Below are 1,059 nucleotides of genomic sequence, written 5' to 3' on the forward strand. Positions count from 1 at the left end.
AGGTTCTCTTTCACTCCCCTCCCGGGGTGCTTTTCACCTTTCCCTCACGGTACTGGTTCACTATCGGTCGCTAGGAAGTATTTAGCCTTGGGAGATGGTCCTCCCAGATTCAGACGGGGTTTCACGTGTCCCGCCCTACTCAGGGTACGTCTCGGAGAGACAGCCATTTCAACTACAGGATTGTTACCTTCTCTGATGGGTCTTTCCAGACCGCTTCGTCTATGACTGTCTTTTGTAACTCCATGTGAGACGCCCTACAACCCCAGAAGGCGAACCTTCTGGTTTGGGCTCCTCCGCGTTCGCTCGCCGCTACTGACGGAATCACTATTGTTTTCTCTTCCTCAGGGTACTTAGATGTTTCAGTTCCCCTGGTATGCCTCTCCTTGCCCTATGGATTCAGACAAGAGTACGATCCCATTACGAATCGTGGGTTCCCCCATTCGGACATCTCCGGATCAAAGCTTGCTTACAGCTCCCCGAAGCATTTCGTCGTTCGCCACGTCCTTCATCGGCTCCTAGCGCCAAGGCATCCACCGTGCGCCCTTTGTAGCTTAACCTTCAAAGGGTTATCACCTTACAATTGGATCTTTCCTACTTGCGCATTTTTCTTCACTATCCAGTTTTCAAGGAACAAGCGTTGGCGATGTTTATTCTTCCCCTGTTATCCATTGCACGCAAGTGCATACGTCCGTGTCTGTCGGATTTTCGGCGCGTTCAAAACATCTGGGCCTCTCAAAGAGGAAGACAGTTGAACGCGAAATCCCGAACGCCTCCAGCCACTAAGCAACCGGATAAACGTGTCAGAAAAACACACCAAACGTTTTATAATAGTTCAGCAGTTTCTATGAAGCATGTTCAAAAGAACACTGCCGGCCTGGCGATGTCCTACTCTCCCAGGGCGTTGCCACCCAAGTACCATCGGCGCTGAAGGACTTAACTTCTGTGTTCGGGATGGGAACAGGTGTGACCCCTTCGCCATCATCACCAGACAACAAAATTGCTTCCTTTTTTCTCGCAGGATTTTCCTCCCTCGATGCATGACCGCGGGACCGGAAAAAG

2 rRNA genes are annotated in these 1,059 nt (G+C 50.9%); both read right to left on the minus strand.

The features are described from left to right. Nucleotides 1-557, minus strand: a 23S ribosomal RNA gene (locus tag LKX83_RS31750); the annotation flags it as partial. Between the two features lie 315 nt (nucleotides 558-872). Next, nucleotides 873-989 (minus strand): 5S ribosomal RNA (rrf, locus tag LKX83_RS31755). Nucleotides 990-1,059: the final 70 nt, after the last annotated feature.

This window comes from Cohnella baijiui, assembly GCF_020731285.1.
GTDB lineage: Bacteria > Bacillota > Bacilli > Paenibacillales > Paenibacillaceae > Cohnella.